The organism is Arenibacter lacus, assembly GCF_008711145.1.
GTDB classification, from domain to species: Bacteria; Bacteroidota; Bacteroidia; order Flavobacteriales; family Flavobacteriaceae; genus Arenibacter; species Arenibacter amylolyticus.
The window spans coordinates 1-7,547 of the sequence record NZ_VVIN01000093.1 but is presented as its reverse complement, the minus strand read 5'-3'; the positions used below and the strand labels follow the sequence as shown (position 1 = coordinate 7,547).

Sequence of the window (7,547 nt, the reverse complement as noted above, 5' to 3'; positions counted from 1 at the left end):
ATCTGGATTGCGTTATCCAGAAGATATAGATATTAAAATAACAGGTCTAAGGCCAGGAGAAAAACTCTATGAGGAGCTGTTGGCCAATGGTGAGAATACCATGCCCACCTATCATAAGAAGATTATGATAAGCAAGTGCAGGGAATTTAATTATGACCAAATAAGATCTAAGATAAATGAGCTGTGCGTAAGCAATATGTTTTTTAATGAAAATATTGTTTTGCTCATGAAAGAGATTGTACCAGAGTATATATCCAGTAATTCAGAGCTATGTAAATTGGACAAGCAGCGGTTAGATAAGCAAAAGGAAAATTCTATGCCAAAAATTATACAAACCTAAGTAAATAACCGTTCCAATAGCATCAACACAATGAACAATTCACCTAAAACCACCTATATGAAAATCAAATCTTTCTGTATACTATCCGGCGTACTATGTCTTTCTATCATACTTCTCTCTTCCTGTGCCTCCAAGGCAAGGGTAGTCTACTTTCAAAATGCAAGTGGGTACGAAACTATGGTAGAAGAGCACAGCTTTACTCCGAAGTTTAAAGTAGATGACCTTGTTAGTATTCATGTCTCCACTTTAGATCCAGAGGCAAGTACTCCCTTTAATTTATTTAAAGGTGCGTCTGAGGGCGGTTTCCGTCCAGAGCAAATAGATTATCTTATAGACCAAGATGGTAATATTAATTTTCCCGTTTTAGGAAAGGTGAAAATTGCTGGTCTTTCCCCCGAGGAAGTGAGGGTATTGTTGTCGGAAAGATTAGCAGACTATCTAAAAGATCCCATAATTAATATTCGCTTGGTGAACTTTAAAGTGACCGTTCTAGGAGAGGTGGCTAGGCCGGGGACGTATCCTGTAAATGGAGAACGAATCACTGTTTTAGAAGCATTGGGTTTAGCGGGGGACCTCACCATCAAGGGGATGAGGGAAAACGTAATGGTTATTCGAGATTTTGATGGAACTAAGGTTTATACAAGGTTAAACCTGACCCAGAAAGAGGTTATGAATTCGCCTGTTTATTATCTTACCCAAAATGATGTGGTGTATGTAGAGCCCAATAATTCGGCCATCGCATCCTCCAGTTTAGATAGTAGAACTACTATTGCTATTTCACTGGCTTCCTTAGTGATTACCTCTGCCATTCTCTTTATTACGAGAAATTAAATATTAACCGTTTATTCCAGCTTATTTCATGAGCCCCAAAACTGAATTTAACAAATCGGAGCATCCGGATCTAAATGAAATTGTAAATCAATACACCAGACACTGGAAATGGTTTATAGTATCTATAGCAATTGCCCTTGCGATGGCGTTTATTTATCTCCGCTATACCAAGCCGGAGTATGTTGCTGAAGCAAAAATTCAAATTCTAGACGAAAAAAATTCAGGACCCGGTCTTGGGATATTTCAGGAATTGGAGTTATTGTCTGGAAGTAACACCGCTGTAATTGATGAGATAGAAATAATTAAATCGAGATCCAACTTTATTGAGGTGGTGAAAAAACTGGGACTCAATACTAGAATAATGGCCCAAGGGAAGATTATGGAAACGGAACTGTATAGCAATTCGCCGGTTAAAATAAATTTTATTGAAGCAGATTCCATTATTAACAAAGCAACTTTCCAATTTTTCTTGGAACCTTCATCACCTACAGTCTTTGGATACAGTGAGGATGAGAATGCCCCGGTTAGACCGTTGGCCTTTGGGAAAAATATCCCAACTCCAATTGGCGATATTGTAATTACTCCAAATTTGGAGAACTTTGAGCGTTATAAGAACTTTAAGTTGAAAGTGGTGGTAGACCCAGTAACCTTGGTGGCTCAAACCTATCGAGATAAGATTAGGATTGTTACTAATGATAAGGTATCCAATATTCTTAATATTTCCTTGAATGATCCTATAGAGGAAAAGGCAATTCATATTTTGGATGAGTTGATTCATATTTATAATAAAAACGCCATTGATGATAAACGTGAAATTGCGGACAGGACTTCCAACTTTATAGATGACCGGATAGCAGAAATTTATGGAAATCTTTCCTCAGTAGACCAATCGGCAGAAGATTTTAAAACCGATAGGGGGCTTACTGATATCGCTTCCGAGGCCAACATCAATCTAAATGTAGGGGTCGCCAATCAGCAAGAGCTGGCTGGGATGCGAACCCAACTAAATATAGCCTCTTCTATGAAGGATATTTTGGAGCAGCAAGGGAGCTTTGAAGTATTACCGGGTAATATAGGGCTGAATGATCCTAGTATTAGTAGTGCAACTTCGAGGTATAACGAGTTGGTGTTGGAGCGAAAGAGGTTGTTGAAAAGTTCTAATGAGAAAAATCCCGTAATTGTAAATTTAGACCAGCAAATATTGGGCTTAAAGCGGAATATTGAGTCCAGCTTAAATAGTACAGTAGATAATCTTGGGATGCAGGTGAGTGCATTAAGTGGACAGCAAGCCATATTTAATTCCAAAATTTATTCCTCTCCTAAAAATGAAAGGGCACTTAGGGATATTACCAGGCAACAGCAAACTACAGAGCAATTATACTTGTATTTGCTACAGAAAAGGGAGGAGGCCCAAATTGCAGTTGCTTCCACCTCTCCAAAATCTAAAATCATAAATCCAGCGCACAATCCCAGTCCCTTTCCTGTTTCGCCGAAAAAGAAGATTGTTTATTTGGCCTTTTTTATTCTCGGGGGACTTGTACCATTTTCAATAATTTATGGGGCCAATTTGTTGGATAACAAGGTACACAATATGCACAGTCTGGAAAGGGTGGCAAGTAATATTCCCATCTTGGGGGAGTTACCGCGATTATCCAGTAAGGAGCAAAAAATAATTGGTAAGGAAGATCGCTCTGTACTCGCCGAGTCTCTTCGGATCATTAGAACCAATTTGGACTATCTAATTAAAACTGACCGCGGTGCTTCCGGAGGTAAAAACAATATTGTTTTTGTGACCTCTAGCGTGCCTGGAGAGGGAAAATCTTTTCTATCAACTAATCTAGCCCTGACCATTGCCAGTACCGATAAGAAAGTGTTATTGCTTGGTGCGGATGTTCGTAATCCCAAGTTGTTCTCCTTTTTTACTGGCAGTAGTACACAAAGAATAGCTGACTTATCGTCTAAAAAGAAGGTAGGTCTTACGGAATACTTGTATGATGACTCCTTGGAATTAAAGGAAATTATACATCCTATGAATGTTTTTAAGGAAACTATGGATGTTATTTACTCAGGGCGGATACCGCCTAACCCAGCTGAATTGTTGATGAGTAAACGGATTAAAGAACTATTTAAAGATATTTCTGAACACTATGATTATGTAATTGTAGATACTGCTCCCTTAATGGTGGTAACGGATACTCTTTTAATCAGTGAATACGCCAATCATATAATTTATGTTTCTCGTGCTGGTACTACCGAGAAAAAAGCAATACAGTTCCCAATAAAACTTCAACAAGATGGTAAAATAAAAGGCCTGTCATTTGTTGTGAATGATGTGAAAACCTCCAATCTTGGTTATGGGGGAAAATATGGCTACGGTTACGGCAAGCAGCATAAAAAGTGGTGGAAGTTTTAACCGACCTACCTCAGAAAGTAAAAATGAACTATAAAACTCCGATAGTTAACCTGTCGGAGTTTTTTTATAGTAGTTATAAAACCTTAACTTTTTAACTGGATGGAAGGTAATTTTTTGGATGATATCGCACCAAAAATTTAAGTCAGCAATTCATTTATTAGTCAATACCTATTGCCTAATGAATTGTGATGAAATTATTTATACTATAGCTTTGTTGCAGATAGGGGGATAACCAGCTTATTTTACCTAAAAGCCTTTCAATCACCTAAGAATTATCTTCAATTATTCTTCTATTGTATATCCAGTATTTTGTCGATAAACATCTTGTTTTGAACGAATAAGGTAGGGTCTTCTTTCGTCCAGTTGTTATTAGGTTATCTTTGTATAGGACTATATGAAGACAAGGTGGCTGTCGCTATTCTTCTAAATCTGGATATTATGAAAAAGATCTACTCCCCAACCTATTCTACAGTATTAATAGAATTCCTTCAACTTATTTCCAGTATAAAACCCTTTCTTGGTACCAAGCTAAAATATGGTTTATTATCCTTGTTGGCTTTCTGGATAACGTATAACTCTACCCTGCATGCGCAACTCCCAGATTCCCTTAAAAATAAATTTCAACAAGTAAATTTACTTACAGGTCTTAAGAATGCGACCACCATGAAATTTGCTCCTGATGGAAGGATTTTTATTCTAGATAGGTATGGGGAAGTTCTAATCTATAAAACGGATACCCAAACGGCATTGTCGGCTGGGACAATTCCAGTATTTCATGAGTTGGAAGATGGGCTGTTGGGGTTAGCCTTTGATCCGGATTTCTTAAACAATGATTTTGTCTATATATATTATTCACCATCCGGGCTAAATGCTAACCGGGTTTCTCGGTTTAAAATGGACGGGGATGACCTTAATCAATTATCAGAGGTGGTGATGTTGGAATGGGAAACCTCCCGTACGGCAAAGTTTCATTCCGGAGGGGGGCTCGACTTTGATTCCCAAGGGAATCTTTACATAGCAACCGGAGATAATACAGGCTACGATAACCCATATGCAGCTTGGAATGAAACAGAATCAGATCATAGTGCGGAAAAGTCCTCCTCCAATACCAACGATTTAAGGGGAAAAATATTACGGATTAAACCCCAACCGGATGGGACTTATACCATTCCTTCGGGAAATCTCTTTCCCGAAGGAACACCTTTAACAAAACCTGAAATTTATGTGATGGGAGCGCGGAACCCTTATCGCATATTTGTGGATAAGACAAATACAGATTGGTTGTTTTGGGGGGAGGTTGGTCCTGATGCCAATGAAGCCAATGCACTTGGTCCAGAAGGGTTGGATGAAATGAATTTAACCAAATCGGCAGGAAACTATGGATGGCCGTATTTTTCAGGAGATAACAATCAAGCATATCAAATCCCATATAGAACGCCCTCGCCATACTACAACGATCCGGCAGCTCCAGAGAATACCTCTGTCTGGAATACCGGTGCTACGGTATTGCCCCCGGCCCAACCTGCCTGGATTGAATTCTTCCATAAGAGTTATTTTGCGGGTCCTAGATATTATCACGACGCCAATTTAACCGATGAACAACGGTTTCCAGAAGAATTGGATGAAGCGTTTTTTTACTACGATTTCAACACTAGTAAAATTTGGACAGTAACAATGGATGCTCAAGGTAATATCTTGACGGATGAGCCCTTTGCCCCTAGCATATTTCCTACAACAGCAGACGGATTTATAGATATGGCGTTTGGCCCCGATGGCAAGATGTATATACTCGCCTATGGAGCCGGCTGCTGCCCTCAAAATGTAGGGTCCGGTAAGTTAATTCGGGTGGATTATACCGGGATCACAACTAATGCCCCGCCCAATGTACGTATTTCAGCAGATACCAATAATGGATCCTTACCATTAACAGTCAACTTTTCCAGCGCAGGAACTACAGATCCTGATGGTGACAGCCCTCTAATATTTAGTTGGGATGTTAACGGGGATGGAAATACGGATTATACGGTAGAAAACCCTACCCACACCTATCTGGTTGAAGGAACCTACAACGTACAGCTTAAAGTTGACGATGGAAATGGAGGAATTGGAGTTAATAATATTACTATATATGCGGGTAATAATGCAGCAGAGTTTACCTTTAATAGTCCGCCAGATGGAGGCCTAATGAATTGGCAAGATGATATTCAGGTTGATCTTTTGGTTACTGACGAGGAAGATGGCACTATTGATTGCAATAACGTGAATTTAGTTCCATCCTTAGGGCACCTTAATCATTTCCATGATGAGGAGACCCTAAACGGTTGTCCAAAATCTATTACCTTAGACGTAGGTACTGGGCATGGTGCTGATGGGGATACGGATATTTTTTATGTATTGAATACCAACTATACTGATTCAGGTGGTTTGCAGGCTTTTGATCAGATTGTATTGCATCCCAAAAGGAAGGAAGCCGAGTTTTTTGATACTCAAGAGAATACTCGTATTATTCCCAACACTGATCCATTAGAGGGTGGGTTTGAAGCTATAGAGGTAGATAATAATGGTTATATCTCTTTCTCGGGCAGAAATTTACAAAATATCGACGCTGTAAAATATAAAGTTGCTGCAGCCCAAGCTGGAGGTACTATAGAATTGAGACAGGGTAGTCCAACAGGTATACTTTTGGCCACAACCAATGTGCCCGCAACCGGAGGGTTGGATTCTTGGGTATCGGTACAATCCCCAATTTCTGACCCTGGAGGTAAGAACGACTTGTTTTTTGTGTTTAAACATCCCAGCGCCACAACGGATATTTTTAATCTGAATTATGTGGAGTTTATGGGAGCGGGTGTTTCTATAGATAATTCCCCTCCTTTGGTGGGGAGTGTTACAGCAGTTGGGGCTTCTCAAGTTAAAGTTGTGTTCACGGAATATGTAACCCAAGCCACGGCAGAGCAGCTTTCTAATTACTCAGTGGATAATGGGATAACCATATCTTCTGCAGTATTGCAAACGGATGGTAGAACGGTTCTACTTGCGGTTTCTACATTGAGTTCGGATGTGGTGTACAATCTTCAAATTAGTAATGTAGAAAATACTTCTGGGCTTCCTATTGCCACCGATAGTTACCAATTCTCTACCATTAGTTCTACCAGAATTAATGTAGGAGGTAATGAGGGATCATTTAATTATGGAGATTTTATAGCCGATAAATTTTTTGGAGGAGGACAGCTTTACAGTATAACGGCCCCAATAGCTGGGACTAATGATGATGCTCTTTATCAAACGGAACGCTATGGGAATTTCACCTATGAAGTCCCCGTGCCAGTAGCAGGTGAATATGATATACGATTACATTTTGCAGAACTCTTTTTTGGAGTAGGAGGGCAATCAGGAGGGCCCGGTTCACGTATATTTAATGTAAGTATTGAAGGTGTTTCTGTGCTAAACAATTTTGACATCCTAGCAGAAACAGATCCAGCGACTGCCCTTCAAAAAGAATTTAATAATATAAGTATTACGGATGGCATTGCTAATATCCAATTTACCTCGGTTGTAAATAGTGCTAAGGTCGCCGCTATTGAGATATTACCCCCCGATACTTTTAGTGTAGAACCTAAAATCACCATTTTATCGCCTGAGTTTGGATGGAGCGTAAACCAAACCTTTGACATTCACTTTTCCGTAGAGAATTGGAAAGTTAAGGAAGGGGATACTCATATGCATTATTATATAGATGGAAATTTGGTAGCGCCACACTATAGCTACGAGCCACTTACCATTGAAAACCTCAATTTAGGGAGTCATACTATCCGCTTGGAACTTTTTGATGCCAATCATGTTCCAACGGGGATTTATGATGAAATAATGGTCTCGGTTACCGATCAGGGAGTGTGTAATAGCACTATTTTTCCAGACGCTTGGGCTGTTCACCAATTAGAAACTCACTCGCATACAGCAGTC

4 protein-coding genes are annotated in these 7,547 nt (G+C 39.6%); all 4 read left to right on the top strand.

Annotated elements, in window-relative coordinates; genetic code table 11:
• Nucleotides 1–340 (top strand): polysaccharide biosynthesis protein (locus tag F1E73_RS15905; protein WP_191089044.1); only part of this gene is annotated, 340 nt, incomplete at its 5' end.
• A 57-nt stretch (nucleotides 341–397) separates the two neighbouring features.
• Complete coding sequence (locus F1E73_RS15900; RefSeq protein ID WP_150452496.1) at nucleotides 398–1,171, top strand: polysaccharide biosynthesis/export family protein; 774 nt, start codon at nucleotides 398–400, stop codon at nucleotides 1,169–1,171.
• A gap of 28 nt (nucleotides 1,172–1,199) precedes the next feature.
• The gene (locus F1E73_RS15895; RefSeq protein WP_150452495.1) at nucleotides 1,200–3,584 is read left to right on the top strand and encodes a GumC family protein; all 2,385 of its coding nucleotides are present in this window, start codon (nucleotides 1,200–1,202) and stop codon (nucleotides 3,582–3,584) included.
• Between the two features lie 438 nt (nucleotides 3,585–4,022).
• Nucleotides 4,023–7,547: PQQ-dependent sugar dehydrogenase (locus F1E73_RS15890; RefSeq protein ID WP_150452494.1), on the top strand; the 3,525-nt coding region annotated here is incomplete at its 3' end.